The 25,777-nt window shown below is 69.7% G+C and carries 29 protein-coding genes; 12 read left to right on the top strand and 17 right to left on the bottom strand.

Translation table 11 applies throughout. The features are described from left to right. Positions 1 to 26: 26 nt before the first annotated feature. From ACK8OR_RS08630 to ACK8OR_RS08595, 8 genes are all read right to left on the bottom strand, one after another. Positions 27 to 911, bottom strand: coding sequence for an ABC transporter permease (locus ACK8OR_RS08630; protein ID WP_410189883.1), 885 nt, complete (start codon positions 909 to 911; stop codon positions 27 to 29). A 64-nt stretch (positions 912 to 975) separates the two neighbouring features. Next, positions 976 to 1,707, bottom strand: coding sequence for a transporter substrate-binding domain-containing protein (locus ACK8OR_RS08625; RefSeq protein WP_410188999.1), 732 nt, complete (start codon positions 1,705 to 1,707; stop codon positions 976 to 978). A 49-nt stretch (positions 1,708 to 1,756) separates the two neighbouring features. Continuing rightward, positions 1,757 to 2,542: an ABC transporter ATP-binding protein gene (locus ACK8OR_RS08620; RefSeq protein ID WP_410188998.1), complete on the bottom strand. Its 786-nt coding sequence runs from the start codon at positions 2,540 to 2,542 to the stop codon at positions 1,757 to 1,759. 72 nt (positions 2,543 to 2,614) lie between these two features. Continuing rightward, entirely contained in the window at positions 2,615 to 3,322 is a 708-nt protein-coding gene (locus ACK8OR_RS08615) for a PhnD/SsuA/transferrin family substrate-binding protein (protein ID WP_410188997.1), read from the bottom strand. Continuing rightward, the gene (locus ACK8OR_RS08610; RefSeq protein ID WP_410188996.1) at positions 3,315 to 3,971 is read right to left on the bottom strand and encodes an FkbM family methyltransferase; all 657 of its coding nucleotides are present in this window, start codon (positions 3,969 to 3,971) and stop codon (positions 3,315 to 3,317) included. The genes ACK8OR_RS08615 and ACK8OR_RS08610 overlap by 8 nt, the downstream gene beginning before the upstream one ends. A 58-nt stretch (positions 3,972 to 4,029) precedes the next feature. After that, entirely contained in the window at positions 4,030 to 4,470 is a 441-nt protein-coding gene (locus ACK8OR_RS08605) for a tellurite resistance TerB family protein (protein ID WP_410188995.1), read from the bottom strand. 22 nt (positions 4,471 to 4,492) lie between these two features. Continuing rightward, the gene (locus ACK8OR_RS08600; RefSeq protein WP_410188994.1) at positions 4,493 to 4,786 is read right to left on the bottom strand and encodes a DUF1330 domain-containing protein; all 294 of its coding nucleotides are present in this window, start codon (positions 4,784 to 4,786) and stop codon (positions 4,493 to 4,495) included. 1 nt (position 4,787) lies between these two features. Beyond that, positions 4,788 to 5,567 (bottom strand): 23S rRNA (adenine(2030)-N(6))-methyltransferase RlmJ, encoded by a 780-nt coding sequence (locus ACK8OR_RS08595; RefSeq protein WP_410188993.1) that lies wholly within the window; start codon positions 5,565 to 5,567, stop codon positions 4,788 to 4,790. A gap of 138 nt (positions 5,568 to 5,705) precedes the next feature. Here ACK8OR_RS08595 and ACK8OR_RS08590 point away from each other — a divergent pair, with 138 nt between their 5' ends. After that, the gene (locus ACK8OR_RS08590) at positions 5,706 to 6,512 is read left to right on the top strand and encodes a MipA/OmpV family protein (RefSeq protein ID WP_410188992.1); all 807 of its coding nucleotides are present in this window, start codon (positions 5,706 to 5,708) and stop codon (positions 6,510 to 6,512) included. Here the strand turns inward: ACK8OR_RS08590 and ACK8OR_RS08585 are convergent. The 4 genes from ACK8OR_RS08585 to secG all read right to left on the bottom strand — a co-directional run bounded on the left by ACK8OR_RS08585 (position 6,496) and on the right by secG (position 9,827). Then, the gene (locus tag ACK8OR_RS08585; RefSeq protein WP_410188991.1) at positions 6,496 to 7,356 is read right to left on the bottom strand and encodes a PhzF family phenazine biosynthesis protein; all 861 of its coding nucleotides are present in this window, start codon (positions 7,354 to 7,356) and stop codon (positions 6,496 to 6,498) included. The genes ACK8OR_RS08590 and ACK8OR_RS08585 overlap by 17 nt on opposite strands. A 65-nt stretch (positions 7,357 to 7,421) precedes the next feature. Next, entirely contained in the window at positions 7,422 to 7,598 is a 177-nt protein-coding gene (locus tag ACK8OR_RS08580; protein ID WP_410188990.1) for a CsbD family protein, read from the bottom strand. Positions 7,599 to 7,687: 89 nt separating this feature from the next. Beyond that, entirely contained in the window at positions 7,688 to 9,331 is a 1,644-nt protein-coding gene (locus tag ACK8OR_RS08575) for a CTP synthase (RefSeq protein ID WP_410188989.1), read from the bottom strand. Positions 9,332 to 9,476: 145 nt separating this feature from the next. Next, the gene (gene secG, locus ACK8OR_RS08570; RefSeq protein WP_410188988.1) at positions 9,477 to 9,827 is read right to left on the bottom strand and encodes a preprotein translocase subunit SecG; all 351 of its coding nucleotides are present in this window, start codon (positions 9,825 to 9,827) and stop codon (positions 9,477 to 9,479) included. A 168-nt stretch (positions 9,828 to 9,995) separates the two neighbouring features. Here secG and ACK8OR_RS08565 point away from each other — a divergent pair, with 168 nt between their 5' ends. Continuing rightward, entirely contained in the window at positions 9,996 to 11,291 is a 1,296-nt protein-coding gene (locus tag ACK8OR_RS08565) for an adenylosuccinate synthase (protein WP_410188987.1), read from the top strand. A gap of 1 nt (position 11,292) precedes the next feature. Then, entirely contained in the window at positions 11,293 to 11,523 is a 231-nt protein-coding gene (locus ACK8OR_RS08560) for a DUF2842 domain-containing protein (RefSeq protein ID WP_298435594.1), read from the top strand. A 255-nt stretch (positions 11,524 to 11,778) separates the two neighbouring features. On the opposite strand, the gene ACK8OR_RS08555 is transcribed toward ACK8OR_RS08560, so the two are convergent. Then, a complete protein-coding gene (locus ACK8OR_RS08555) occupies positions 11,779 to 14,049 on the bottom strand; it encodes a hypothetical protein (protein WP_410188986.1) in 2,271 nt (756 codons plus the stop codon). 81 nt (positions 14,050 to 14,130) lie between these two features. On the opposite strand from ACK8OR_RS08555, the gene ACK8OR_RS08550 reads away from it, so the two are divergent. From ACK8OR_RS08550 to ACK8OR_RS08525, 6 genes are all read left to right on the top strand, one after another. Continuing rightward, positions 14,131 to 14,874, top strand: a complete 744-nt coding sequence (locus tag ACK8OR_RS08550) for a thiamine diphosphokinase (protein WP_410188985.1) — start codon at positions 14,131 to 14,133, stop codon at positions 14,872 to 14,874. A 31-nt stretch (positions 14,875 to 14,905) separates the two neighbouring features. After that, the gene (gene rpiA / locus ACK8OR_RS08545; protein WP_410188984.1) at positions 14,906 to 15,694 is read left to right on the top strand and encodes a ribose-5-phosphate isomerase RpiA; all 789 of its coding nucleotides are present in this window, start codon (positions 14,906 to 14,908) and stop codon (positions 15,692 to 15,694) included. Positions 15,695 to 15,791: 97 nt separating this feature from the next. Further along, positions 15,792 to 17,150: a glutathione-disulfide reductase gene (gene gorA, locus ACK8OR_RS08540; RefSeq protein WP_410188983.1), complete on the top strand. Its 1,359-nt coding sequence runs from the start codon at positions 15,792 to 15,794 to the stop codon at positions 17,148 to 17,150. 70 nt (positions 17,151 to 17,220) lie between these two features. Then, positions 17,221 to 18,393 (top strand): FtsH protease activity modulator HflK, encoded by a 1,173-nt coding sequence (gene hflK / locus ACK8OR_RS08535; protein WP_410188982.1) that lies wholly within the window; start codon positions 17,221 to 17,223, stop codon positions 18,391 to 18,393. Next, complete coding sequence (gene hflC / locus ACK8OR_RS08530) at positions 18,393 to 19,418, top strand: protease modulator HflC (RefSeq protein ID WP_410188981.1); 1,026 nt, start codon at positions 18,393 to 18,395, stop codon at positions 19,416 to 19,418. The genes hflK and hflC overlap by 1 nt, the downstream gene beginning before the upstream one ends. Positions 19,419 to 19,644: 226 nt before the next feature. Next, the gene (locus tag ACK8OR_RS08525) at positions 19,645 to 21,114 is read left to right on the top strand and encodes a Do family serine endopeptidase (protein WP_410188980.1); all 1,470 of its coding nucleotides are present in this window, start codon (positions 19,645 to 19,647) and stop codon (positions 21,112 to 21,114) included. A gap of 88 nt (positions 21,115 to 21,202) precedes the next feature. On the opposite strand, the gene ACK8OR_RS08520 is transcribed toward ACK8OR_RS08525, so the two are convergent. Both ACK8OR_RS08520 and ACK8OR_RS08515 read right to left on the bottom strand, forming a co-directional pair. Continuing rightward, positions 21,203 to 21,925, bottom strand: coding sequence for a heparan-alpha-glucosaminide N-acetyltransferase (locus ACK8OR_RS08520; protein ID WP_410188979.1), 723 nt, complete (start codon positions 21,923 to 21,925; stop codon positions 21,203 to 21,205). Further along, complete coding sequence (locus tag ACK8OR_RS08515; RefSeq protein WP_410188978.1) at positions 21,922 to 22,416, bottom strand: peptidoglycan-binding domain-containing protein; 495 nt, start codon at positions 22,414 to 22,416, stop codon at positions 21,922 to 21,924. Before ACK8OR_RS08515 ends, ACK8OR_RS08520 begins: the two co-directional genes overlap by 4 nt. A gap of 190 nt (positions 22,417 to 22,606) precedes the next feature. Here ACK8OR_RS08515 and ACK8OR_RS08510 point away from each other — a divergent pair, with 190 nt between their 5' ends. Genes ACK8OR_RS08510 through ACK8OR_RS08500 form a run of 3 tightly spaced genes read left to right on the top strand, consistent with a single transcriptional unit; the run spans position 22,607 to position 24,143 of the window. Beyond that, positions 22,607 to 22,930, top strand: a complete 324-nt coding sequence (locus tag ACK8OR_RS08510; protein ID WP_298435567.1) for a 2Fe-2S iron-sulfur cluster-binding protein — start codon at positions 22,607 to 22,609, stop codon at positions 22,928 to 22,930. Next, on the top strand, positions 22,930 to 23,766 hold the full coding sequence (locus ACK8OR_RS08505; protein ID WP_410188977.1) for an FG-GAP repeat domain-containing protein: 837 nt from the start codon (positions 22,930 to 22,932) through the stop codon (positions 23,764 to 23,766). The genes ACK8OR_RS08510 and ACK8OR_RS08505 overlap by 1 nt, the downstream gene beginning before the upstream one ends. Beyond that, positions 23,754 to 24,143, top strand: a complete 390-nt coding sequence (locus tag ACK8OR_RS08500; RefSeq protein ID WP_410188976.1) for a hypothetical protein — start codon at positions 23,754 to 23,756, stop codon at positions 24,141 to 24,143. The genes ACK8OR_RS08505 and ACK8OR_RS08500 overlap by 13 nt, the downstream gene beginning before the upstream one ends. Here the strand turns inward: ACK8OR_RS08500 and ACK8OR_RS08495 are convergent. Beyond that, positions 24,138 to 24,509 (bottom strand): DoxX protein, encoded by a 372-nt coding sequence (locus ACK8OR_RS08495; RefSeq protein WP_410188975.1) that lies wholly within the window; start codon positions 24,507 to 24,509, stop codon positions 24,138 to 24,140. The genes ACK8OR_RS08500 and ACK8OR_RS08495 overlap by 6 nt on opposite strands. Further along, positions 24,494 to 25,744, bottom strand: coding sequence for a phosphoribosylamine--glycine ligase (gene purD / locus ACK8OR_RS08490; RefSeq protein ID WP_410188974.1), 1,251 nt, complete (start codon positions 25,742 to 25,744; stop codon positions 24,494 to 24,496). Before purD ends, ACK8OR_RS08495 begins: the two co-directional genes overlap by 16 nt. Between the last annotated feature and the right edge of the window lie 33 nt (positions 25,745 to 25,777).

The raw sequence follows: 25,777 nt of genomic DNA, 5'->3' as shown, positions 1-25,777 counted from the left end.
GACGCGCCCGGTGGCGGCAGGGTCGGTCATGCGCCCGCCTTCCGCATCGCTTCGCCGGCCGCCGTCGCCTGACCACGGGACAGGCGCCGCGTCAGCCGTGTGATCATGATCTCGGAGACGCGGGTGAAGGCGAGGTAGAAGACCAGCAGCGCCGAGAAATACCAGATGCGCCAGTCGCCATGGGGATAGTCGGAAAAGCGCGGCGTCTTGGCCGCGCCCAGTTCGCGCGCCCAATAGACGATGTCCTCGACGCCCAGCAGGAACAGAAGCGGCGTCGCCTTGATCAGCACCATCCAGAGATTGCCCAGCCCCGGCAGCGCGTAGACCCACATCTGCGGCAGGATCACCCGGCGAAACGCCTGCGACCGCGACATGCCGTAGGCCTCGGCGGTCTCGACCTGCGCGCGGGGGACGGCCCGCATCGCGCCGTAGAGGACGTTGGCGGCGAAGGCGCCGAAGACGATGGCGAAGGTCAGCACCGCGAGCGCGAAGCCGTAGCCTTCGTGTACCCATTGCGGCGCGTTGCCGAGCGGCAGCTTGGCGGATTGGCAAACGATAAAGTCGGTGCCCTGGCGGATCGGCTCGTCCCATTCGGGGCATTTGACCTGGTGCCGGATCCACTCGAACGCCTGGTCCAGCGCGATCACGAAGAACAGAAAGAACGCGATGTCGGGCACGCCGCGCACGACCGCGATATAGCCCTTGCCCAACCAGCGCAGCGGCGCGATCCGCGACCGGGCCGCCATCGCCCCCCCGAGGCCGAAGGCCAGCGCCGAGGGCGCCGTCACCGCCAGCAGGATCAGCACCGTGCCGAACGCGCCGTAGAACGCGAAATGCTTGCCCGTCGTCAGGTAGCAGCCCAGCCAGGCGAGGCCGTCGAGCGTGGCGGGATCGGTGCAAAAGGAGAAGATGGCCGGAAACCTCGGACGGTCGGGCGGGGTGGAGCGGCCCGCTAGGGCCGCTCCGGTGGGTGGGTCAGTACTGCGGCGCGTCCTCGCCGAACCACTTGGTGATCAGTTCGTTGAGCGAACCATCGGCCTTCATGTCGGTGATGATCGCGTCGAAGGTGTCGCGCAGCTCGCCGTCGCTCTCGCGCAGGCCCATGCCGACGCCACCGCCCAGCGGCACGCCCTCGCCGGTGATGACCAGCTCGCCGCCCGATTCCTCGACCGTCGGCAGAAGCGCGTCGCGGTCGGCGAAGACGGCGTCCGCCTCGCCGTTGCGGACGGCGGCGACGGTCTCGTCATAGGTGGCGAATTCCAGGAGCGTGGCGCCCGATTCCGCGATGTAGCCGGCCTGGATCGTGTTGGTCTGCGCCGCGATCACGCCGCCTTCGAGATCGGCATCGTCCGACAGGGCGACGTAGTTCGACTCGGTCGGCGGGAAGTAGTTCTGGGTGAAGTCGATGACCTCGTCGCGCTCGTCGGTGATCGACATGCCGGCCATGATCGTGTCGTAGTTGCCCGAGGTGAGGTTCGGGATGATCGAATCCCACTCGTTCGTCACCCACTCGCAGGTCAGCTCGGCCTTCTCGCAGAGCATGTTGCCCAGCTCGATCTCGAAGCCGTCGACCTCGCCCGCGTCGTTGAGGAAGTTGTAGGGGGCATAGGCGCCCTCGGTGCCCATGCGGATCGTCGTCGCGTGGCCGTCGGCCAGGGCCGCGGTCGCGGTGAGGGCGGCAAGCGCCGTCGTCAGGATCAGTTTCATTCTTGGTCTCTCCATGTTGTCGCCGCCCCTGTTTGCGGGGCTGACGGGTCTAGAAAATCGTACCGAGGAACTGTTGCAGTCGTTCGGATTTGGGGGTGTCGAAGAGGGCGGCGGGCGGACCCTCCTCCTCGATCAGGCCCTGGTGCAGGAAGATCACGTGATCGCTCACGTCGCGGGCCAGCGCCATGTCGTGGGTCACGATCATCATCGTGCGCCCTTCGGCGGCCAGCGACTTGATGACCCGGATCACCTCCTGCTCGAGCTCGGGGTCGAGCGCGCTGGTGGGCTCGTCGAAGAGCAGCGCCTTCGGCTCCATGCAGAGTGCGCGGGCGATGGCGGCGCGCTGCTGCTGGCCGCCGGACAGCTGCGCGGGCCATGCGTCGCACTTGTCGCCGATGCCGACCTTCGCGAGGTAGTCCCGCGCCGCCGTCTCGACCTCGGCCGGGTCGCGCTTGAGGACCTGGACCGGGGCCTCCATGACGTTCTGAAGGACGGTCAGGTGGGACCAGAGGTTGAAGGACTGGAACACCATCGACAGGTTCGTGCGGATGCGCGTGACCTGTGCCGCGTTGGCGGGATGCCGTCCGTGACCCGTGCCGCGCCAGGTGACCGCCTCGCCCTCGAACAGGATCTCGCCCTGCTGGCTGTCCTCGAGAAGGTTCGCGCAACGCAGGAGCGTCGATTTCCCCGACCCCGACGACCCGATCAGCGAGATGACCTGTCCGCGCGGCGCGGTCACGTCGACGCCCCGAAGGACCTCCAGCTGGCCATAGGCCTTGTGGAGCGACCGGATCGAAAGAACCGGTGTCTCGTCGGAGGGGCTGTCGAGGGGCACGCGCGGCCTCGTTGCTGGCGACTTCGGGCGTTTACGCCGCAAATACACGCCGATTGCAATGGGAATGCCGCGTCAGGCGTCCGGATACGCCATGTCCGGGGCGTAGGCGGCGGCGGGCAGGTCCGTCACTCCGACCAGCCTCGTGGCGGCGCGGTCGGCCTCGGGCATCGCGGCGATCGCGGCGTCGAGGGCAGCGCGGACCGGGGCGCGCCATTCGGGGCGCGCGGTAATGAACGGGGTCGAGGGCGAGGGGGGCGAGGTCGCCCGGATCGCGAGGTCGGCATGCGGCGCCATCGACCAGGCCACCATGTCGATCGCTGCCAGATGGGCACGCCCTTCGGCCACGGCCCGCATCGCGGCGGCATGGCTGCCGACATAAGTCACGGGCCCCGCGACGCCCATGTCGTCCAGCACGCCGCGGCCCGACTGGCTGTCGGCATCGTTGGCGGCGATGCCCGCCGCCGCGGCCTCGGCCACGCTCCGGTCGTCACCCGCACGCGTCACCAGATGCGATGCGTAATGCCCCGGCGGCAGGCCCGGCACGTCCCAGACGGGGCTGCCCACCAGCGTCACCGACCGCGCGAGGCCCCGCCGCATCGGCAGGGCGCAGGTCATCGACAGCAGGAGACCCGGATCGCGCCAATGCGCCCCCGCCGTATCGGGCCATGTCAGACGCGTGGGCCCCGCACCCAGCCGCGCGCGGATGTCGGCCCAGAGCCGGTCCCAGGCCGGGCGGGTCGCGGGATACCAGCACAGGCTGGCCGTCGTGGCCTCACGCATCACGGCGGGTCCATTGCTCCCAGACGAAAGGATAGGACCAGTCGGGTGCATGGGTCGCCTCGATCCGGCGCACGAGGTCGGCGCGGGCCTCGAGATGGTCTCGTTCATAAAGGTGGAACTGCACCTGGAGCCGGTCGATCCGGGGCAGGGCACCCGCCTTGATCAGCGCCGGGAGAAGGTCGTATTCGCCGCCCTCGATGTTAATCTTGGCCACCGCGAAGCGCGGCTCGGGCAGGTCCGCCATCACCTTGGCGGCGGCCCGCACCATGCCCTCGACCGTACCGCGCCCCGAAAGGGCCGACGAAGCGTCGCCGTCATCCGACAGCGGCAACGTGCCGTCCGCGCTGCCCACCGCGAACGGGTGGATGACGATGGCATCGTTGCCCGAGAACCGCGCGCGGAGCCGGTCGACGAAGACGGGATGGGGCTCGAAGACGTGGACGCGGCAGCCATGGGTGTCGTGCAGCTTGGCGGCCCAGTCGCCCTCGAACCCGCCGAAATCCAGCACCGTATCCGTCGGCCCGAGCCCGTCGAAGCGCATCCGCAGCGCCTCGCCGCCATCCTCGGACCAGTCCAGAAGGGCATTGGCCGCGGGCGCGCGCCAGGTGTTGAAGGTGCGGGCGATCCATCTCTTGAAGGCGCGGCGCATGGGCGGTCTCCGGGTGGCGTCAGCGCGCAGTAGCCTTGCCACGCGGGGCGGACAAGGGTCAGCCCGCGCCTTCGACCCGCTGCCGGGCGAGGTTGGAGTCGCGGTCGTTGACCCCCAGAAGATTGGCGAGAAGGCGCAGGAGCCCGTCCTCGTCCTCGTCGCGGTGTCCATCGGCGAGCACCACCGACCAGAGCGCCTCGATCACCGAGATCCGCTCCTCCAGTTCGACGCTGTCCTTGATGGCGCGGGTAAAGCGGACCGTGTCGGGGGCCTCGGCCTCGAGCGCCTCGGCGCTGTGGCGGAGCTGGGCCGCGCCGTCGGGGGTGAGCGTATGCCGCCGCATCAGGATGCGGTCGATGCGCGCGATCTCCTCGGGGGCGTAATGGCCGTCGCTGCGCGCGACGCGCACGAGAAGGGCGGCCAGCGCCAGCCGGGCGTCCGGTTCGGGGAGGCGGTCGGGTTCGGGGGCCGTCAGGCGGCGGATCAGGTCTGCAAACATGAGCCCGATATAGGGTGCGAACTCAGCCCTCCCACCCCTCGGCGATCACGAGGTCGCTTTCGCTGATCCCCTCGCGAAGCCGCATCGCAGCCTGGTAGCCGGCGGAGTTGTAGCAATCCATCGCGGCTTGGAAGTCGGGGAACTCGATCACCACGGTCCGGGGCTTGGCGTCGCCCTCGACGACGCTGCGCTGGCCGCCGCGCACGAGGAACCGGCCGCCATACTCGGCCAAGGGTGCCGCGTTGGCCGCACGGTAGAGGTCGTAGGCGTCGGGGTCGTCGACCCGGCCATGCGCGATCCAGTAGCCCTTCGGCATCTCAGTCCTCCTCGAAGCGGGCCGCGAGGGCCATCGCCGCCTCGGGCAGGCCCCAGGGCGGATTGACCACGACCATGCCCGACCCCTCCATCCCGTGTCCATCGCGGGCGGGCGTGAAGCGGACCTCGCTGACCAGCGCGTCGGGCAGCGTCTCGCGGAGGGCGCGGAGCATCGGGCCGTGCCGGCGGTCGCGCAGGATCGGGTACCAGAGCATCAGCACCCCGACGCCCCATTTGCGATGCAGCGCGGGCAGGAGCTTGGCCATCCGCTCGTAATCGCTCCGCACCTCCCAGGACGGGTCGATCAGCATCAGGCCGCGGCGCGGTTCGGGCGGGGTCAGCGCGCGGGCCATCTCAACCCCGTCGCGCTTGTGGATGCGGATGTTGGGATGCGCGGGCATCGCGGCCAGCAGCGCGGCATGTTCGGCAGGGTGCAATTCGGCCAGATCGAGCCGGTCGAAGGGCCGTGTCAGCCGCGCGGCCAGAAGCGGCGAGCCCAAATAGGCATCGGGTCCGTGGTCGGCGCGCACCGCCTCGACCATGCGCCGCCAGGGGTGATCGGCGGGCATCCGCGCAAGCCACCGCCCGACCCCCGCCGCCGCCTCGCCGGTGCGGCGCGCCTGCGCGTCGGACAGGTCGTAGAGACCCCGCCCGGCATGGGTCTCGAGATAGCTGAGCGCCTTGTCCTTGCGGGCCATGTAGTCCAGCGCGACCGACAGCAGCGCATGCTTGTGGACGTCGGCCGCGTTCCCGGCGTGGTAGGCGTGCTGGTAGGAAAGCATGGCCTCCGGCTAGCGCCCTGTGGCCTTGCGGACAAGCCGCGCGCGATTTCGTGACGTGAAGTGTAAAAATGCATCATGGCCAAGGCGAAGGACGTGCTAGATAGCAAGTCAACGCCAACACTTTGGACGAATCCCCCGATGCTCCGCCTGACCGCATTCGCCGCCCTTCTGGCCCTCGCCGCACCCGCCGTCGCGCAGGAGCAGGTCGCGGGCACCGGTCCCGTGACGCTCTCGACGCAAGGCACCGGCCCGGCGCTCGGGTTCACGCTGCGCACCGGGGTGGCCACCGCGCCCGACTACTTCGGCGCGGACGGGTCCGAAGCGGCCCCCGATCTCGGGTTCGAGCTGAACTACCTGCGGCTCGGCGGCTTCACCTTCGGCAATCCTGATCCGCTCTACCAGCCCGAGGGCTTCGGCGTGACCGGGTCGTTCCGCTATATCGGCGACCGCGACGTGGCCGACAATCCCGAGCTGGCGGGCTTCAACGATGTCGATGCCGCGCTCGAGCTGGGCGTCGGCCTGCGCTACGCGACCTCGGACTACCAGGTGTTCGGCGCGGTGCGCTACGGCGTGATCGGGCACGAGGCCTGGGTGGGCGAGTTGGGGGCCGACGTGTTCGTCCGCCCGACCGACCGCCTGACGCTCCGGGCCGGGCCGCGGGCGTTCTTCGCTGACAGCGACTACGCGTCGACCTATTTCGGCGTCACCGCCGCGGAAGCCGCGGCCTCCGCTCCCGCCTACACGCAGTTCAATGCGTCCGGGGGCCTGATGTCGACCGGGGTCGAGCTGGGCGCCGGCTACCGCATCAACGACCGCTGGGGCGTCGACGCCGCCGTCTCCTACGACCGGTTGCGCAACGATGCCGCCGACAGCCCGATCTCGCTCGACGACAGCCAGGTCTCGGCGCGGATCGGCCTGACCCGGCGGTTCACGCTGGGATTCTGATCCTGCCTTCGGCCACGGGCACCGCGCGTCCGGCGATCCGAACCGCCGTGATCGCGCCCTCCACGACATCCGCCTCGAACCCGATCTCGGACGGGCGCCCCATATCGGCGCCCTGTCGGATCGTGTGGCGCGTGGTCCCTTCGGACAGCGCGCCGTTGGCGAGAAGCTGCGCTGCGAGGATCGCGCTGGCCGATCCGGTCGCGGGGTCTTCGGGGATGCCGGCGGTGGGCGAGAACATCCGCGCGTTCAGGTCCGGGTCATAGAGCCAGGCGCTGTCGACCCCGCAAGCCTCCATCAGCGACGACCAAGCGGGTTCCTGCGGTCCGGCGGCGGCGAGCGCCGTGCGGTCGCGGACGGGTACGTAGAGAAAGGCCGGACCGCCCGCGAAGACGCCCGGCGCATGCGGGCCGATCCGGTCGGGGTCGAGGCCCAGCGCCGCCGCGCAGAGGTCGGGATCGATCGGGCCGCCATGGGGCGCGGGCAGGACGGGGGCGGTGAATTGTGCGGTGCCTTCGGTGATGGTGACCGGGACGAGCCCCGCCTCCTCCTCCAGTGTAACGGCCTCCAGCCCATCGCGCGCCGCACGATAGAGCGCCGCGCCGATGGTCGGATGTCCCGCGAAGGGAATTTCGGCCGTCGGAAAGAAGATGCGCGCCCGCGCCGTATGCGCCGGGTCGCGGGGCGGCATCAGGACGATCGTCTCGGAAAGATTGAACTGACGCGCGAGCGTCTGCATCTGCGCCGTGCTCAGGCTGCCGTCGCTTTCGACGATGGCCAGTGGATTGCCTGTAAAGGGCGTGTCGGTGAACACGTCCCAGATCTGGAAGGGCAGGGTATCGGGCATGGTTTCTCCTCGTCGTGCGAGGAGGAGAAAGCCGGGGACGGCACATGTCCACCCCCGGCCGGTCGTCACATCTTCTTGAAATCTTCCTTCAGGTCGCCGACGCCCTTCTGCACCTTGCCCTCGACCTGATCGGCCTGGCCTTCGCGCTTCATCTCGTCGTTGCCCGTCAGGTCGCCGGCCTCTTCCTTGATCTTGCCGGTGATGTCCTTGGTCTTGCCTTCGGTCTGATCTTCGTTCGCCATGGGATGATCCTCCGTTTGCAGGTGTTTGCAGGTACTTGCAGAACGGATGGCGGGCGGCGGGGGTTCCCGCCGACGCCGCGGGGCGCACGTCACACCAGCCGCGACTGGTCCTTTGCGGCGCGCACGAAATCGGCGAACAGCGGATGCGGCGCGAAGGGCTTCGACTTCAGCTCGGGGTGGAACTGGACGCCGATATACCAGGGGTGGTCCTTGACCTCGACGATCTCGGGCAGGCGGCCGTCCGGCGACAGGCCCGAGAAGATTAAGCCCTGATCCTCCAGCTGCTTGCGGAACTTGATATCGACCTCGTAGCGGTGGCGGTGACGCTCCTCGATGGCGGTCTCGCCATAGGCGTCGGCCACGCGCGATCCTTCGGCCAGCACGGCGTCATAGGCGCCCAGCCGCATCGTGCCGCCCTTGTCGTCATCCTTCTTGCGCGTGACCTTGGCGTTGCCCTGCACCCATTCCTTCAGGTGATAGACGACGGGCGTGAAGTTGCGCGGATCGACGCCCTCGCTGAACTCCTCGGACATGGCGTCGCCCATGTCGGCCAGGTTCCGCGCCGCCTCGATCACGGCCATCTGCATGCCGAGGCAGATCCCCAGATAGGGCACGCCCCGCTCGCGCGCGAATTGCGCGGCCTTGATCTTGCCTTCGGTGCCTCGCTCGCCGAAGCCGCCGGGCACGAGGATCGCGTGGAACCCCGCCAGCTGCGAGGCGACGTTGCCCTCCTCGAAGAGAGCGCTGTCGATCCATTCGGCGCGCACCTTCACGCGGTTCGCCATGCCGCCATGGGTCAGCGCCTCGGCGATGGATTTATACGCGTCCTCGAGCTGCGTGTACTTGCCGACGATGGCCACGCGCACCTCGCCGTCGGTGTTGTGGATCCGGTCGACCACATCTTCCCAGCGGTCGAGATTGGGCCGCGGCGCCGGCGAGATGCCGAACGCGTCCAGCACCGCCTGATCGAGCCCCTCGGCGTGATAGGCGAGTGGTGCTTCGTAGATCGACTTGAGGTCCTGCGCGGCGATGACGCTATCGGGGCGCACGTTGCAGAACAGCGCCAGCTTCTCGCGCTCCTTGACGGGGATCGGCCCCTCGGAGCGGCAGACGAGGATGTCGGGCGCCAGACCGATCGAGCGCAGCTCCTTGACCGAGTGCTGCGTCGGCTTGGTCTTTAGCTCGCCTGAGGCCTTGATGTAGGGCAGCAGCGTCAGGTGCATCAGGACGCATTGGCCGCGCGGCTGCTCCTGCCCGAATTGGCGGATCGCCTCGAAGAAGGGCAGGCCCTCGATATCGCCGACCGTTCCGCCGATTTCGCAGAGCATGAAATCGACCTCGTCGGCGCCGATATGCAGGAACTCCTTGATCTCGTTGGTGACGTGCGGAATCACCTGGATCGTCTTGCCGAGATAGTCGCCCCGCCGCTCTTTCTCGAGGACGGTAGAATAGACCCGGCCGGAACTGATCGAATCCGTCCCGCGCGCCGCGACGCCGGTGAAGCGCTCGTAATGCCCGAGGTCGAGATCGGTTTCCGCCCCGTCATCGGTGACGAAGACCTCGCCATGCTCGAACGGGCTCATCGTGCCGGGATCGACGTTCAGGTAGGGGTCGAGCTTGCGCAGCCGCACCGTGTAGCCCCGCGCCTGCAGGAGCGCGCCGAGCGCGGCCGAAGCCAGACCCTTGCCCAGCGACGACACCACCCCGCCGGTGATGAAGATGTAGCGTGCCATGTCCGAATTACCCCGCGAAGCCCTCTGATTCCGGTCGCGCCGGAATCACCAATCACGGGATTTGACGGGTACAGGCATTTCGCGCGGCGCGCAACCGCGCGCGCTATATCCTGAGACCCGACGTCCCGTTCGTCCTAGATATGGTCTATTCCGACCGGGGCGGCGTCAGCGGCTGATCGCCCGTCGATGGCGGCAACAGCGACTCGCCCGACGGCACGGACGGCAGCACGGCCTCGCCCTCGGGCACGCTGTCGACGACCGAGCCACCCGCGCTGTCCGACGCGGCCAGCACCGTCAGCGTGATCGACGTCGCGAGGAACGCGACCGCCAGAAGCCAGGTCAGCTTGGTCATCGCGGTCGCCGCCTGCCGGCCCGTCACGGCGCCACCGCCGCCGCCACCCATGCCAAGGCCACCGCCCTCGGAGCGCTGGAGCAGCACGATCCCGATCAGCCCGAGGGCCAGGATCAGGTGGATGACGAGGATGACGTTTTCCATGGACGGCCCGCTTCGCTTCGATCCGCGCTACCTAGAGACGGTCCCCGAGACCCGCAAGACCCCGGCGCGCGCGGGGCGCCCCCGAATGGCGGGTTTCGCCCCGGCGCGGCATTCGCTATCGGGGGGCCGGATTTTCGACATTCCTTATCGCGGTGATGGAGACGGCTCATGGCCAACGTGGTGGTGGTCGGCGCCCAGTGGGGCGACGAGGGCAAGGGCAAGATCGTCGACTGGCTGTCGGAACGCGCAGACGTGATCGCGCGCTTCCAGGGCGGGCACAACGCGGGTCACACGCTGGTCATCGACGGGACGGTCTTCAAGCTGTCGCTCCTGCCCTCGGGGATCGTCCGCGGCGGCAAGCTTTCGGTGATCGGCAACGGCGTCGTGCTCGACCCCTGGCATCTCGTGGCCGAGATCGAGGGTCTGCGCGGTCAGGGCGTCGAGATCACGCCCGAGACCCTGATGATCGCCGAGAACACGCCGCTGATCCTGCCCATCCACGGCGAGCTCGACCGCGCCCGCGAGGCCGCGTCCTCGGCGGGCACGAAGATCGGCACGACCGGGCGTGGCATCGGGCCGGCCTACGAGGACAAGGTCGGGCGGCGCGCGATCCGGGTCGCCGACCTCGCCGATGCGGCGACGCTCGAGGCCCGCGTCGATCGCGCGCTCGCCCATCACGACGCGCTCCGCCGCGGTCTCGGGATGGAACCGGTGGATCGCGACGCGCTCCTCGCGCAGCTCTCCGAGATCGCGGAGGAGGTGCTGGAATACGCCGCCCCCGTCTGGAAGGTTCTGGACGAAAAGCGCCGTCGCGGGCGCCGCATCCTCTTCGAAGGGGCACAAGGCGCGCTGCTGGATATCGACTTCGGCACCTATCCCTTCGTGACCTCGTCCAACGTTATCGCCGGGCAGGCCGCGACGGGCACCGGGATCGGGCCGGGCGCCATCGATTTCGTCCTCGGCATCGTCAAGGCTTACACGACGCGGGTGGGCGAAGGCCCGTTCCCCGCCGAGCTCGACGATGCCGACGGCCAGCGGCTGGGCGAGCGGGGGCACGAGTTCGGCACGGTGACGGGGCGCAAGCGCCGCTGCGGCTGGTTCGACGCCGTGCTGGTCCGCCAGACCTGCGCGACGAGCGGTGTGAACGGGATCGCGTTGACCAAGCTCGACGTGCTCGACGGGTTCGAGACGCTGAAGATCTGCGTCGGCTACGAGCGCGACGGCGCGCGGATCGATCACCTGCCCTTCGCGGCCGACGCGCAGGCCCGCTGCACCCCGATTTACGAGGAGATGCCGGGCTGGTCGGAATCGACCGAGGGCGCGCGGAGCTGGGCCGACCTGCCGGCCAACGCGATCAAGTATGTCCGCCGCGTCGAGGAGCTGATTTCCTGCCCGGTGGCGCTGCTCTCGACCTCGCCCGAGCGCGAGGACACGATCCTCGTCACCGACCCGTTCGAGGACTGACATGGCGCTCCGCTACAAGACCCGAAAACGCCTCGCCTTTTTGATCCTGATCGTCGGGCTGCCGCTCTACGTCGTGGTCGCGGTCTCGGTGGTGAACCTGTTCGACCGCCCGCCGATCTGGCTCGAATTCGTCATCTATGCCGCGCTTGGCATCCTCTGGGTCCTTCCGTTCAAGAGCATCTTCCGCGGCGTCGGCCAGCCCGACCCGGACGCCCCGCCGCGCGACGACTAGTCGGCGCGCCGCCCGCGCGGCCCCATCGCGTCGTTCGGGGCCGATGCGAAGGGGCAGAGCGCTCCGACATCGCTCGGTCGAGGCGCAGGGCCTGTACCGTGGATCAGGGCGCGGATCAGCGCTTCATCGCGGCCTCTGATAGCGCCGAGTGTCGCCAATGGATTCGACAGCTGTCGTCGAGCCCGCTCGCCCGGACAAAAACCGGCCCGCCATGTTGCCATGGCGGGCCGGTTCGACTGCTCGGTTGTTTAGGGGTCAGCCGGCGCGGCGGGTCGTCTTTTCGCCGAAGCGGCCATCTTCGCCCAGGGCGAATTCGCCGCGGCTGATCTTGCGGATGGTGCCGTCGCGCAGGAGCTGGCCGAACCCGCGCAGACCGTCCTCGCGGCTCAGATCGTCGACCGCCTCGGCAGCAAGATGCAGGAGACGGGGGCGCGAGAAGCTCTCGTGGCCCATGACCTTGGTCGAGTAGACGGCCGCGGCCTGAAGGATCTCGGGCAGGTCGACCGCACCGCGGTCGGCGGCAAAGGCCTCGAAATCCTGCGCATCCGAGGCGGCGGCGTCGGTCGAGCCCTTGGCCGCGTCGCGCAGCATCTCGGCCTCGCGGGTTTCGGCCTCGGTCTGGCGCGCGGCACGGCGGGGCTGCACGGGGGCGGCGGGCGTCGCGTCGGCGACCGGCGCGTCCTCGACCCGCTGCTCGGAGACGAGCACGAGGGGTCCCGGACGCTCGGGGCGCTGGGGACGGTCCGTCCGGCTCTCGGCCGGGCGGGCGGCGCGGCGCGGGCGGACCGTGTTGGCCAGATCCTCTCGGTAGGCGCCGGTGTCGTCGGCCTTGGCCGCATCGACCGGTCCATCGGCGCGACGGGCGGCGACCGCGGCCTTCAGGTGCGAGATGTTGGCGTGGCGGCGCGAGGTGTCCTCGCCCGAGAGGCGGCTGTCGGTCGCGGCGAAGAGACGCTCCATGTCGCGGTCGTCGGGCGCGGCGGCCTGAGGCTCGGCGTCCGGCTCGTCGGCCTCGGCCTCGTAACCCGTCGACGGGGCGACCGCGACCTCTTCGATGTCGATGGCGTCGCGGATATCGCCCTCGCGGTGATCGACGTCGGTCTCGTCCGTGTCCTCCGCATCGGCGGTCTCCACGTCCGCCTCGGCGGCGATGGCGTCCACGTCGCTCTCGGTCTCCTCGTCCTCGGCGACGGGCGCCTCGGCCTCGGGGGCCTCGTCGGCGGCGGCGATGGCATCGGGGGCATCGATCGGCGCATCACCGTCGGTCGCGTCGGTCGCGTCGGTTTCGGCGACGGCATCCTCGGCCTCGGGGGCGTCGGCACTGGCGTCTTCGGGCGTGGTCGCGGCGCGGATGGCGGCGAGTTCGGCCAGAAGGTCGCTGTCGTCGAGATCATCGAGCGAGGGCAGGTTGTCGTCATCCTCGGGCGTCTCGGCCCGGTCTTCGGACGCGGCCTCGACTTCGGGGCCGGTGGCGTCGCGGGTCAGCTCGGCCTCGATCGCGGCGAGTTCGGACATCAGGTCGGCTTCTTCCGCCTCGGGAAGCTCCGGCGCGGCGGCCTCGGCTGCATCATTGGCTTCGGCAGCCTCGGCGGCGGCCTGGGCGCGACGCAGACGGCGGACGCGGATCCGGCGGGCACGGGGCGGCTCGGCGTCGGCGTCGGGCGCCGCTTCGGCCTCCTCCTCGGGGGCGGTGTCGTCGCTATCGCTCAGCATCGCCTCGACATCGGCGGCGATGCCGCTCTCGTCTTCGGCGGTCGCGTCGTCGCGCGTCTCATCCTCGGCGGTCTCCTCCGCGGGGGAATCGGGCACGATATCCTCGGGCGCGGTATCGGCGAAGGCGGCGGCGATGTCGTCCGAGACGATCGTCGCGCCAATCTCTTCGGCATGCTCGTCCTCGGTATAGCCATCCTCGGCGGCGCGGTCGGCATCGACCATGCCCCGGATGCGGGCCAGCTTGGCGGCGACGCCGTCCTCGGCACCTTCGTCTTCGGCTGCCTCGTCTTCGGCGGCGGCGACATCTTCAGGCGCGGCGTCGGAGGTTTCGTCCGTCGCGACGGCTTCGACCTCGGCGATCTCGGGCCGCTCGTCGGCCTCGGCGACCGTCTCGGCCACGGCGCTGTCGCCTTGTGCGGGTTCGGGCGTCTCGGCGACCTCGGGCACGGCGACCGGCGCGACGACGGCGATCGGGGCCTCGGCCACCACATCATCGCGAGTGTCGTCGATCGTTTCTTCGGACGCGGGGGCGTCTTCGGTGGGCGCATCGGCGGCCAGCGCGGCGGGGCGCAGCACGATGCCGCCGTCCTCGGGCTGGGCGTCGACCGTGCGGTTGGCGCGGGCCTCCGCGATCAGGCGCAGCGTGGCCATGTCGGGGGTCGGGGGTTCGGCCCCGAAGAACCGGTCGCCTTCGGCGAGATCGCGGAAATATTCCGCGATGTCGGTCATCGTCGAGAACGGATCGTCGAAGCCTTCCAGCGTGCACGAGAAGGTGCCGTAGGCGACTGTGAGTATCTTGTTGGCGGGAACCATGTCTTCACCCTCACTTTGCATCCCCGGAGGGAAACCTGTTTCACTTCACCGTGCACTAAACGGGCTGATTCCATTCAAAACGTGCCCGCTTCGGGACAATTTGACGAATTCGAGGGCGGATTTTTGCCAGATTCGAAACCAACCGTCCACCGATCCGTCCCTTTCGCGCCCGGGGGCCAGACGCTCGTCGGTGGGGGACCGGTTAGCACGCCTGTCCTTGACGAAGCCTTAAGCCGCGCCCCCCGGCTGATCGCGGCCGATGGCGGCGCGGACGCGCTTCTGGCAGCCGGACATGTCCCCGACGCGGTGATCGGCGACATGGATTCGGTCTCCGGGGCGGCGCGCGCGGCCTTCGCGGACCGACTCGTCCCCATCGCCGAGCAGGATAGCACGGATTTCGCCAAGGCGCTCCGCACGGCACCGGCGGCCTTCACGTTGGCCGTTGGGTTCCTGGGCGGGCGCACGGACCACACACTCGCCTGCTTGACCGAGCTGGCGCGAAGCGGCGCGCCGGTCGTCCTTCTGGATGATGTCGACGCCATCGCCTGCGCGCCGGCCGATCTGGCGCTGGACCTCGCGCCGGGCACGCGCGTCTCGCTCTGGCCGATGGGGCGGGTCACGGGACGGTCCGAAGGCCTCCGGTGGCCGATCGACGGGCTGGTCATGACCCCCGACGGCCGGGTGGGGACGTCGAATCGCGCGACCGGGCCGGTGCGCCTGCATCTCGATGGGCCATGTCTTGTCCTCCTGCCCGCGACGGCGCTCGGGGCGCTGATGGAGGGGCTCCAATTCGGGCCTGTCCGTGCGGAAGCCCGGTCGCTATAACCGCCGCGGACCGCAGGGGAAGGGACATCAGATGGCCGCCAAGCCCAATCCGATCGACATGGCAAAATACGTCTCGGCGAAGCGGGCGCTGGACTACGTGCAGGACGGGATGCGCGTCGGTCTTGGCACCGGCTCGACCGCCGCGTGGATGGTCCGATGCCTGGGCGAGATGGTGCGCCAGGACGGCCTGCGCGTCACCGGCGTGCCAACCTCCAGCCGCACGGCCGAGCTGGCGCGCCAGTGCGGCGTGCCGGTGGCGACCCTCGAGGACGTCAAGTGGCTCGACCTGACGATCGACGGTGCGGACGAGTTCGATGCCGATCTCAGCCTCATCAAGGGCGGTGGCGGCGCGCTCCTGCAGGAGAAGATCGTGGCCACCGCGTCGGACATGATGGTCGTCATCACGGATGCCTCGAAGCTGGTCGATCACCTCGGCGCCTTCCCCCTGCCGGTCGAGGTCATCCCCTTCGGTTGGCAGACCACGAAGGCCCTGATCGAGGAGAGCCTGATCGGGATGGACGTCGCCGGCCGCTCGGTCACGCTGCGGCTGAACCGCGACGCACCCTACCGGACGGACGAAGGCAACCTGATCCTCGATCTGCATCTGAGGCGCATCGGCAATCCGCGGCAACTGGCGCTGGTGCTCAACCAGATCCCCGGCGTGGTCGAGAACGGCCTCTTCCTCGACATGTGCGACGTTGTGGTGGTCGGGTCGGCGGACGGGTCGGTCGAGGTGCGTGACATCAATCGCGGCACGCTGACGCACGAGCAGATCGACATTCGCGACGATGACAACCTGTTCGTGGACGTCGCCGACTGACACCCGCGCCGGAGCCGCGAGCCCCGCGCGCCTGCCGGGCCTTGAGGGTCGGGTGGCCGCGGGATAGGCCGGTGCCAGCCGGAGAGAGGACCGCCCCATGGAATTCGACTACGACCTCTTCGTCCTCGGCGGTGGTTCGGGGGGCGTCCGCGCCGCACGGCTGACCGCGCTCGACGGACATAAGGTCGCGCTGGCCGAGGAAAGCCGCATGGGCGGCACCTGCGTCATCCGCGGCTGCGTCCCGAAGAAGCTGATGGTCTTTGCCTCCGAGATGCCGTGGACCGTCGATCTGGCGCGCAATTACGGCTGGGACGCCGAGCCTGGGCGCTTCGACTGGGACGCCTTCCGCGACCGGATGCATTCCGAGCTGGACCGGCTCGAGAACGCCTACGAGACCAATGCCGAGAAGGCGGGCGTCGAGATCTTCAAGCAGCGGGCCCGCCTCACGGATGCGCATACCGTCGAGCTGGCCGATGGGACCACCAAGACCGCCAAGCACATCCTGATCGCCGTCGGCGGCCACCCGGTGCGCCCCGACATGGAGAATGCCGACCTGGGCATCGTGTCGAACGACGTATTCCACCTTGAGACGTTGCCCAAGAAGCTCCTGATCGTGGGCGGCGGATATATAGGCTGCGAGTTCGCGGGCGTGTTCAACGGGATGGGGGTCGAGACGTCGATGTTCATCCGCAAGGCGCAGATCCTGCGCGGCTTCGACGACGAAGCGCGGGGCCATGTCGCAGACTGCATGCAGCAGCGCGGGATCACGATCCACACCGGTTGCGCGCCGACCGCCATCGAGGAGCGGGATGGCGGCATCTGGGTCAAGGGCTCGAACGGGCACGAGGAGGTGTTCGACGCGCTGCTCTGGGCGACGGGACGCAAGCCGAACACCAAGGGGCTCGGTCTCGAGGAGATCGGCGTCGAGCTGAACCGGCAGGGTGCGATCTGCGTCGACGAGTATGGCCAGACGGCGGTGCCCTCGATCTTCGCGCTGGGCGACGTGATCGGGAAGGTCGAACTGACCCCCGTGGCGATCCGCGAGGCCGTGGCCTTCCACAAGACCGTCTTCAAGGGCGAGAAGACGGCGATGGACTACGACCTGATCCCGTCGGCCACCTTCACCCAGCCCGAGATGGCGACCTGCGGCATGACCGAGGAAGAGGCCGAGGAGAAAGAGCCGACGGATGTCTACGCGACCGCCTTCCGGCCCATGCGCCAGGCCTTCGCGGGCGATGAAGAGCGGGTGCTCTTCAAGATGCTGGTCTCGAAGGAAAGCGGCAAGGTCACCGGGGCCACGATCATCGGTCCGGGTGCTGCCGAGATGATGCAATTCGTCGCGGTGGCCATGAAGATGGGTGCCACGAAGGAGGATTTCGACCGCACCTGCGCGATTCATCCCTCGATGGCCGAGGAGATGGTCACCCTGAAGGAGCCGGTGCGGTCGCTTTCTTGAACTCTGGTCGCCGAGGGCCAATCTCGGATACGGACAGCACGACGCAAAAATACGAAGAGGAACGATCCTGATGGCAGGACCTGGCGGCCCCTGGGGGGGCGGTGGAAATTCTGGCGGCGGCGGCGACGACGATCGCGGCTCCCGACCGACCGGCGGGCGCAGGCCCCCGAACCGTGGTGGCCAGGGCGGCCCCAACATCCCCGAGATCGACGAGCTGATGAAGAAGGGCCAAGACCAGCTCCGCGTCCTGATGGGCGGGCGCGGCGGCGGGCCCCGTCGTCCCAACGGCTCCGGCGGGGGTGGCGGCTTCGAGATCAACCGCACGACCATCGGCATCGGCCTCCTGATCCTCGTTGTCGCGTGGCTCTTCATGTCCTTCTACCGCGTGCAGGCCGACCAGCGCTCGGTCGAGCTGTTCTTCGGGGACTTCTCCGATATCGGTGAGCCGGGCCTCAACTTCGCGCCTTGGCCCGTCGTCACCAAGGAGGTTCTCTCGGTCACCTCGGAGCGGACGGTCGCCATCGGCGTCAACCGCGGGAGCCGCGCCGAACAGGGCCTGATGCTGACCGGCGACGAGAACGTGGTCGATATCGACTTCCAGGTCGTCTGGAACATCAACGACCCGGCCATGTTCCTCTTCAACCTGCGCGATCCCGAGCAGACGATCCGCGCCGTGGCCGAATCGGCTATGCGCGAGATCGTCGCCCGTTCGCAGCTGGCGCCTATCCTCAACCGCGACCGGGGTATCATCGCCGAGGAGCTGCGCCTGCTGATCCAGGCGACGCTCGACAGCTACGATTCGGGCATGCAGGTCCTGCGCGTGAACTTCGACCGCGCCGACCCGCCCGAGCAGGTCATCGACGCTTTCCGCGAGGTGCAGGCCGCCGAACAGCAGCGCGATCGTCTGCAATCCGAGGCCGATGCCTATGCCAACCGCGTCCTCGCCGGCGCGCGCGGCGAGGCGGCGCAGCTTCTCGAGCAGGCCGAGGGGTACCGCGCCCGCGTCGTCAACGAGGCCGAAGGCGAGGCATCGCGCTTCTCCGCCGTTCTCAGCGAATACGCACTGGCGCCCGACGTCACCCGCAAGCGCCTCTATCTGGAGACGATGGAGCAGGTCTTCGGCGACGTCGACAAGATCATCATCGACGGCAATGTCGGCGGCAATGGCGGGCAGGGCATCGTGCCGTACCTGCCGCTCAACGAGCTGCGCGGCGGGCGCACCACCCAAGGGGGGACCAACTGATGAAGCGCTCCGCATTCCTTCTGCCCATCGTGGCCGTCGTGCTCGTGGGTATCTTCTCGTCCGTCTACGTGGTGGACGAACGCCAGAAGGCCCTCGTGCTGCAGTTCGGCCGCGTCGTCGACGTCAAGGAGGATCCGGGTCTCGCCTTCAAGCTGCCCCTGATCCAGGACGTCGCGTATTACGACGACCGCATCCTGTCGCGCGACATCGACCCGATCGAGGTCACGCCCTCGGATGATCGCCGCCTCGTGGTCGACGCCTTCGCGCGCTACCGGATCGCCAACCTGCGCCAGTTCCGCGAGGCCAACCCGACCGGTGGCGTCGAACAGGCCGAGCAGCGCCTCGACGATATCGTCCGCTCGCAGATGCGCGAAGTGCTGGGTTCGGTCTCCTCCAACGAGATCCTTTCCGAGGATCGCGCGGCGCTGATGACGCGGATCGCATCGGGCTCGCGGTCGCGCGCGGCCAATCTGGGGCTCCAGATCATCGACGTGCGCCTCAAGCGCACCGATCTGCCGCCGCAGAACCTCGACGCGACCTTCGCCCGGATGCGGGCCGAGCGCGAACGCGAAGCCGCCGACGAGATCGCGCGCGGCGAGGAAGCCGCCCAGCGGATCCGCGCCCAGGCCGACCGGACCGTGGTCGAGCTGACCTCCGAGGCCACCCGCGAAAGCGAGATCGCCCGCGGCGAGGCCGATGCCCGCCGCAACGGCATCTTCGCCGAAGCCTTCAGCGCCGACCCTGAATTCTTCGAATTCTACCGGTCGCTGACGGCCTATACGCGGGCGCTTCAGGGCTCGAACTCGACGCTGGTCCTGTCGCCCGACAGCGAGTTCTTCGACTACCTCAAGACCGACCGGCTGCCGGGTGACAGTGGCATGCCGGCCCCGGCCGCCGCATCGGCCGCGGCCCCTCTCGGGAACGTGGCCGAAGGCGACGCGGTCGACACGACCGCCGAGGCCGTCACCGACGACGACGCCCCCGCGACCACCGAGGTCGAGATCGTGCCCGCCACGGGCAACTGATCGGGCCGACCGGGCCGCCGGATCGCAAGGGCCGTCCTTCGGGGCGGCCCTTTGCATGTCGCGCCTCCCTTGGCAGGGGCGGTACGCGGGCCTACCTTGGGCGGGACCGGGCGCGTCACGGCCATGTGACCGCCCGTGCGTTGAATGTCCCGCGATTGGTGCGGATATGCCACGCATCGCCGCCCGGCCGAACCGGGCGCGGACAGGTACACCAGGAGGGAACACCTTGTTCACAGACACGAATCTGCAGCGACCCCGCACCGCGTTCCACGCGCTCGCGGTCGCCGTGCTGGGACTTGCGATGCTGCTCGTCTCGACGCTCTCCGCCGCGGCCCAGAGCCGCCCGGACACCTTCGCCGACCTCGTCGACCAGGTCGCGAATTCGGTCGTCAACATCACGACCAACACATCCGTCGCATCCGTCTCGGGGGGGCCGAACGAAGGCAACCCGCTCGAGGACTTCTTCGAGGAGTTCCGTCGTCGCAACGCGCCCGACGGCGCCCCCGAGGAACGCCCCCGCCGCCGCGGCAGCGCGCTGGGTTCGGGCTTCGTCATCTCCGAGGACGGCTATGTCGTCACCAACAACCACGTCATCGAGAATGCCGACGAGATCCTGATCGAGTTCTACGATGGCAAGGAGCTTCCGGCCGAGGTCGTGGGCACCGATCCCAACACCGACATCGCCGTCCTCAAGGTCGAGTTCGGCACTCCGCTCGCCTTCGTGCCCTTCGGCGATTCCACCGCCATGCGCACGGGCGACTGGGTCATGGCCATGGGCAACCCGCTGGGTCAGGGCTTTTCGGTTTCGGCAGGCATCGTGTCGTCGGTCGGGCGCGAGCTTCAGGGGGCCTATGACGACTACATCCAGACCGACGCTGCCATCAATCGCGGCAATTCGGGCGGCCCGCTCTTCAACATGGACGGCGAGGTCATCGGCGTGAACACCGCGATCCTGTCGCCCAATGGCGGCTCGATCGGGATCGGGTTCGCGATGTCGTCCAACGTCGTCACCCGCGTGGTCGACCAGCTTCAGGAGTTCGGCGAGACCCGGCGCGGCTGGCTCGGCGTGCGCATCCAGGATGTCGACGAGGAACTGGCCGAGAGCCTCGGGCTGGAAGCCGCCTCGGGCGCGCTGATCACCGACGTGCCCGAAGGCCCTGCCCGCGAGGCCGGGATCGAGGTGCGCGACGTGATCCTGACCTTCGACGGTCGCGAGATCGCGGACACCCGCGAACTCGTGCGCACCGTCGGCAACGCGCCCGTGGGCGAGGCCGTGCGCGTCACGGTCTTCCGCGACGGTCAGACCGAGACGCTCTTGGTGACGCTGGGTCGCCGCGAGGAGGCCGAACGCGCTGTCCCCGCCTCGGCCGAAGCCGATCCAGAGGAGGTCGGGGAGGCGGAATTGCTGGGCATGACCGTCTCGACCCTGACCGAAGAGCTGCGCCAGCAGCTCGGGCTGGACGGCGATGCCTCGGGTCTCGTGGTCTCGGATATCGACCCCGACAGCTCGGCCTACGGCAAGGGCCTGCGCGCGGGCGACCTGATCGAGGAAGCGGGCCAGGTCCGCGTCGAGACGGTGGCCGAACTCGAAGCGCGCCTCGACGAGGCACGGGAGGCGGGCCAGACGTCCTTCCTCCTTCTGACGCGCCGCTCCGGCGACGCCCGCTTCGTGGCACTTTCGCTCGACGACGAGTGACGCTCACGAAATAGCGGCAAACGGGCGCCTTGGGGCGCCCGTTTCGCGTTTGGGCCGTCCGCGAGGGGACGCCCGCCCCGATCACCACTCAGCCGGTGAGCCAGACCGAACCGAGGATCAGGCCGATCAGCACCGGTTGATGGATCAGGTAGATCGCCAGCGTATGCCGCCCTGGCCAAGCCAGCCGTTCGGCCCACCGCACCCGCGGGATGCGCCAGCGCAGGAGCCGTGCGCCGCCGGCCTGTCCGAAGGCCAACCCGGCCAGCAGCGGGGCCAGCCACGGCACCATCGGCTCGTAGTCGATCATCGGCGGGGTCGGCCCGGCGCCGAGGCCGGACCAGAGCCACCAGACACCGCCCAGCGCCTCGCTCCGCAGCATCGGCAGCACCGCAAGGACGACGACCGCCCCGACCGCCGTGAGCCACCACGGCGCCCGCAGGATGGGCAGCGCGAGCACCGAGGCGAGTGCGATCGAATGCAGGATGCCGAACCGGACCCAGGCCCCCGGCACCGCCACGTAGGTCGCCAGCGACACCGCCGCCGCCGCCGCCACAAGCACTGCCAGACGTGTCAGGAAGCCGCGCACCCGGAACACCGTGCCATGGGCCAGCCAGAGCGACAGCCCGGCGAGGAACAGGAAGCTGCCCGCGATGCCCTTGGCCCAAAGCGCGAACCATGGCCCGAGGGTGTCGGGGGCGAGAAGGCCGTAGAGCCGCAGGTCGAAGAGGAAATGAAACGCCACCATGTGGACCAGCGCCAGCGTCCGGAGCCAGTCCACCGCGATCAGGCGGTCGCCCGTGGCGGCCGTCACGCGCCGTCGCGCCCCAGCTCGACGAGGCCCAGCGCCTTCGCGTTCTCGGTCGAGAGCGTCCCGCTTTCCAGCCCGCGTTCTGTCTGGAAGGCGCGGACGGCCAGCCGCGTGTCGCCGTCGTAGAACCCCGTGATCGGGCCGGCATAGAGGTCGCGCGCCGCCAGCGCCCGCTGGACCGACGCGACGAAGCCCGGCTCGCCCGCCCGGAGCGCGCAGGGCGTCTCGAACCAGTCCTCGCCGCGCGGGCGCACGATGCGCGTCGAGGTCACGGTCCGGAAGCGGCCGGGCGACAGGATCGTGCCGTCGGGGCCGCGCACGGCGCCATCCTCCTGCACCTGCTCGGTCACCGTCTCGATCACGGCCGGCACGATGCCGCGCGCGTAGCAGGCCCCCGGCCGCGCGTCCGGCGGGCCCGCGCCGCGCGTCACCGACACGGGCGGCGGCGGCGCGCAGGCGGCGAGACAGGCGAGGATGGGGAGGATTCGGATCATGGGCCTGCGGGTTCGGGGAGGCGGACGCAGGGGCCGCGCCTGTCGGGCCGACCCTAGCGTGCCCGCGCGCGCCTCCCAATGGCGCAGGACGCCCTGCCGGTGCGTTGGTGGCGATCCGCCCCGGAAATGTTGCGCCCACGCCACCGCTTGGCTAGTCCCGGTCGGGACACGCACACGCCCGGAGGCACCCATGGCGAAAATCACCTATGTCGAGCACGGCGGCAAAGAACACGTCGTCGACGTCCCCACCGGCCTAACGGTCATGGAAGGCGCGCGCGACAACGGCATTCCCGGCATCGAGGCCGATTGCGGCGGCGCCTGCGCCTGCTCGACCTGCCATGTCTACGTGGACCCGGCCTGGACGGACAAGCTGCCCGCCAAGGACGCGATGGAGGAGGACATGCTCGATTTCGCCTACGAGCCCGACCCCGCCCGCTCGCGCCTGACCTGCCAGCTCAAGGTCACGGACGAGCTGGACGGCCTGCGGGTGCAGATGCCCGAAAAGCAGATCTGATGGCGGCGGGGGCGGCGCGTCCGCTGTCCCGCCTGGCCGTCCGCTGCGCCCGCGCCGCGCGGCGGGCCGCGCCGCCCCTTGCCGCGATCCTGATGGCCGCCCTTGCCGCGATGCCCGCCCGGGCTTGCCTGCCCGACGCGATGGCGGACGCGTTGCCGGGCAGCCAGACGCTCTCGCCCACGGGCGCCAGTGCTGCGTGGTATGCCGATCCGACCGACATCTACGGCCACGGCATCATGGGCGGTGTCGAGGACGCGTCGACCCTCGCCGCCGTGATCCAGCCCGACACCGCGACCTGCCACGTGCGGCGCGTCGCGGCGGGCGAGGGCCACGTCTTCGAGGATGTCTCCCCCCGCCTGCACGACGTCGATGGCGACGGCCGCCCGGAGGTGATTGCCGTCCGGTCGTCGCTGACCGATGGCGCGCAGCTCGTCATCTATGCCGCGCGGGGCGACGGGCTGGAGCTGCTCGCGGCGACGCCCTTCATCGGACGCCGCAACCGCTGGCTGGCTCCGGCGGGAATCGGCGATCTGGACGGCGACGGCGCGGTCGAGCTGGCCTATGTCGACCGTCCGCATCTGGCCAAGCGCCTGCGGATCTGGCGCTACGCCGACGGCGCGTTGCGCGAGGTGGCGGCCCTCGACGGCGTGACGAACCACCGGATCGGCGGAGAGACCATCGAGGGCGGTCTGATCCGCTGCGGCGAAGACCCGATCCTGATCCTCGCCTCCGCCGACTGGTCGCGGCGGCTGGCCGTGGCCTTCCAAGGCGGCAGCTTCGAGACCCGCGACCTCGGCCCGTGGCGCGACGGCGCGCCGATGACATGCGCGCCCTGATCGCCGCTCTCATCGTGGCCGCGCCCGCGCTGGCCGAGACGCCGGTGACGCCCGAGGCGTTTCTCGATGCCGTCGCGGGCCGCACGGTGACCTTCGTGATCCCAGAGACCGGACAGATCGTCGGGGCCGAGCGTTTCATCGACCGCCGCCGCACCGTCTGGACCCGCGCCAATGGAGATTGCGCCCATGGCGAGGTCCGCGCGGTCGGCGACGAGATCTGCTGCCGCTACGAGGACCGGCCGAACGTCGACTGGTGCTGGGTGCCGTTCGAGGCGGAGGGCGCGCTCCACTACCGCGCGACGGATACGGGCGAGGTCCAGCGGGTCACCGACATGCGCGACAGCCTTCTGGGATGCGACGGCGAACCGATGTCATGAGGCCGGGCGCGCCGCCTCCACGGCCAGCGCCAGACAGCCGCCTGCGATGGCCCAGTTCTTGACGAAGATCGACATCTGCCACGGGTCTTCGGGGATTAGATGGAAGAGACTGGTCGCCGCGCAATACGCCGCGAGTGACAGCGCCACCGGCACCACCCGCCAACCCGCGACGAGCGCCAGCGCGGCGCCTGCGTTGTAGACCAGCGCGGGCCAGACCAGCACCTCCGGCAGGCCGCGCCCGACCAGGAGCGCGCCCGCCGCGCCGGGATCGATCGCCTTCTGCACCGTCCCCGCCGCGAAGAGCCCCGCGATCAGCCAGCGCGCGGCGACCAGCGCGGGCCCGGCCCAGGTCACAGCGCGCGCCACCCGATATCGCGCCGCCAGACCCCATCCGGCCAATCCACCGCGTCGACCATCGCGTAGGCCGCGTCCCGCGCCTCGGCCAGCGTTCCGGCCCGTGCCGTGGCCCCCAGCACACGGCCCCCAGCGGCGACCACGGCACCGTCCCGTTCGGCGGTGCCCGCGTGGAACATCATCGCGCCCGACGTGCGCGGCAGGGCGTCCAGCCCGGCGATTATCCCGCCCGTGGCGGCCGCGCCCGGATAGCCCCGCGCGGCCATCACGACGCACATCGCATGATCGTCGGCCCAGTTGACGCGCGCCGCGTCCAGCCGCCCCTCGGCGCAGGCCATCATGAGATCCAGCGCCTGCCCGCCCAGCCGCATCATCAGGCATTGGCATTCGGGATCGCCGAAGCGGACGTTGTATTCCACGAGGCTCGGTGCGCCGCCCTCGATCATCAGCCCGACGAACAGCACGCCGCGCATCGGCGTGCCCCGCCGCGCCATCTCGGCCATGGTGGGCCGCACGATTTCGGCCAGGGCACGCGCCTCGACCTCGGGCGTCATCACGGGCGCGGGGGAATAGGCCCCCATGCCGCCGGTATTCGGCCCCGTGTCGCCTTCGCCGATCCGCTTGTGATCCTGCGCCGAGCCGATCGGCAGCACGTCCTCGCCGTCCACGAGGCAGAAGAACGACGCCTCCTCACCGGTCAGGAGCGCCTCGACGACCACCGTGCCGTCGTCGCCGTCGAAAATGTGCCGCAGCGCGGCCTCGGCCTCGGTCACGGTCGTGGCGACGGTGACGCCCTTGCCAGCCGCAAGCCCGTCGGCCTTGACCACGATCGGCGCGCCCACTGCGCGGACATGGGCCAGCGCGGGCTCCAGCGCGTCGAACCGCGCATAGTCCGCCGTCGGTGCGTTGACGGCGGCGCAAATCTCCTTGGTGAACGCCTTCGACGCCTCGAGCCGCGCGGCCGCCGCCGACGGCCCGAACACCGCGACGCCCGCACGGGTCAGCGCGTCGGCCACGCCCGCGGCCAGCGGTGCCTCGGGGCCGACGATCACAAGGTCTACGCTCTCCTCGTCGGCGAAGGCCGCAACCGCGGCGCCGTCAAGGATGTCGAGCGCGGCGCATTCCGCGATCTCGGCGATGCCCGCATTGCCCGGCGCCACGATCAGACGGTCGCATTTGGGGTTTTGAAGGACGGCCCAGGCGATGCTGTGCTCGCGCCCGCCGCCGCCGAGGATAAGGATGTTCATGGTCGCGCGCCCCTGTGATCCGGGGGTGGGTGT

This window comes from Jannaschia halovivens, assembly GCF_046452375.1.
GTDB classification, from domain to species: domain Bacteria; phylum Pseudomonadota; class Alphaproteobacteria; order Rhodobacterales; family Rhodobacteraceae; genus Jannaschia; species Jannaschia halovivens.
This window is presented reverse-complemented; position numbering and strand designations above follow the sequence as displayed.

Excerpts from the sequence above, each read along its gene's own strand:
- ACK8OR_RS08595 (WP_410188993.1), bottom strand. The coding sequence starts at position 5,567 with ATGCTTTCCTACCAGCACGCCTACCACGCCGGGAACGCGGCCGACGTC.
- rpiA (WP_410188984.1), top strand. The coding sequence starts at position 14,906 with ATGGCCGCCAAGCCCAATCCGATCGACATGGCAAAATACGTCTCGGCG.
- ACK8OR_RS08555 (WP_410188986.1), bottom strand. The coding sequence starts at position 14,049 with ATGGTTCCCGCCAACAAGATACTCACAGTCGCCTACGGCACCTTCTCG.
- ACK8OR_RS08510 (WP_298435567.1), top strand. The coding sequence starts at position 22,607 with ATGGCGAAAATCACCTATGTCGAGCACGGCGGCAAAGAACACGTCGTC.
- ACK8OR_RS08575 (WP_410188989.1), bottom strand. The coding sequence starts at position 9,331 with ATGGCACGCTACATCTTCATCACCGGCGGGGTGGTGTCGTCGCTGGGC.
- hflC (WP_410188981.1), top strand. The coding sequence starts at position 18,393 with ATGAAGCGCTCCGCATTCCTTCTGCCCATCGTGGCCGTCGTGCTCGTG.
- ACK8OR_RS08610 (WP_410188996.1), bottom strand. The coding sequence starts at position 3,971 with ATGCGCCGCGCCTTCAAGAGATGGATCGCCCGCACCTTCAACACCTGG.
- purD (WP_410188974.1), bottom strand. The coding sequence starts at position 25,744 with ATGAACATCCTTATCCTCGGCGGCGGCGGGCGCGAGCACAGCATCGCC.
- ACK8OR_RS08580 (WP_410188990.1), bottom strand. The coding sequence starts at position 7,598 with ATGGCGAACGAAGATCAGACCGAAGGCAAGACCAAGGACATCACCGGC.
- ACK8OR_RS08590 (WP_410188992.1), top strand. The coding sequence starts at position 5,706 with ATGCTCCGCCTGACCGCATTCGCCGCCCTTCTGGCCCTCGCCGCACCC.
- secG (WP_410188988.1), bottom strand. The coding sequence starts at position 9,827 with ATGGAAAACGTCATCCTCGTCATCCACCTGATCCTGGCCCTCGGGCTG.
- ACK8OR_RS08605 (WP_410188995.1), bottom strand. The coding sequence starts at position 4,470 with ATGTTTGCAGACCTGATCCGCCGCCTGACGGCCCCCGAACCCGACCGC.
- ACK8OR_RS08600 (WP_410188994.1), bottom strand. The coding sequence starts at position 4,786 with ATGCCGAAGGGCTACTGGATCGCGCATGGCCGGGTCGACGACCCCGAC.
- ACK8OR_RS08560 (WP_298435594.1), top strand. The coding sequence starts at position 11,293 with ATGGCGCTCCGCTACAAGACCCGAAAACGCCTCGCCTTTTTGATCCTG.
- hflK (WP_410188982.1), top strand. The coding sequence starts at position 17,221 with ATGGCAGGACCTGGCGGCCCCTGGGGGGGCGGTGGAAATTCTGGCGGC.
- ACK8OR_RS08505 (WP_410188977.1), top strand. The coding sequence starts at position 22,930 with ATGGCGGCGGGGGCGGCGCGTCCGCTGTCCCGCCTGGCCGTCCGCTGC.
- ACK8OR_RS08615 (WP_410188997.1), bottom strand. The coding sequence starts at position 3,322 with ATGCGTGAGGCCACGACGGCCAGCCTGTGCTGGTATCCCGCGACCCGC.
- ACK8OR_RS08515 (WP_410188978.1), bottom strand. The coding sequence starts at position 22,416 with ATGATCCGAATCCTCCCCATCCTCGCCTGTCTCGCCGCCTGCGCGCCG.
- ACK8OR_RS08625 (WP_410188999.1), bottom strand. The coding sequence starts at position 1,707 with ATGAAACTGATCCTGACGACGGCGCTTGCCGCCCTCACCGCGACCGCG.
- ACK8OR_RS08500 (WP_410188976.1), top strand. The coding sequence starts at position 23,754 with ATGCGCGCCCTGATCGCCGCTCTCATCGTGGCCGCGCCCGCGCTGGCC.
- gorA (WP_410188983.1), top strand. The coding sequence starts at position 15,792 with ATGGAATTCGACTACGACCTCTTCGTCCTCGGCGGTGGTTCGGGGGGC.
- ACK8OR_RS08585 (WP_410188991.1), bottom strand. The coding sequence starts at position 7,356 with ATGCCCGATACCCTGCCCTTCCAGATCTGGGACGTGTTCACCGACACG.
- ACK8OR_RS08565 (WP_410188987.1), top strand. The coding sequence starts at position 9,996 with ATGGCCAACGTGGTGGTGGTCGGCGCCCAGTGGGGCGACGAGGGCAAG.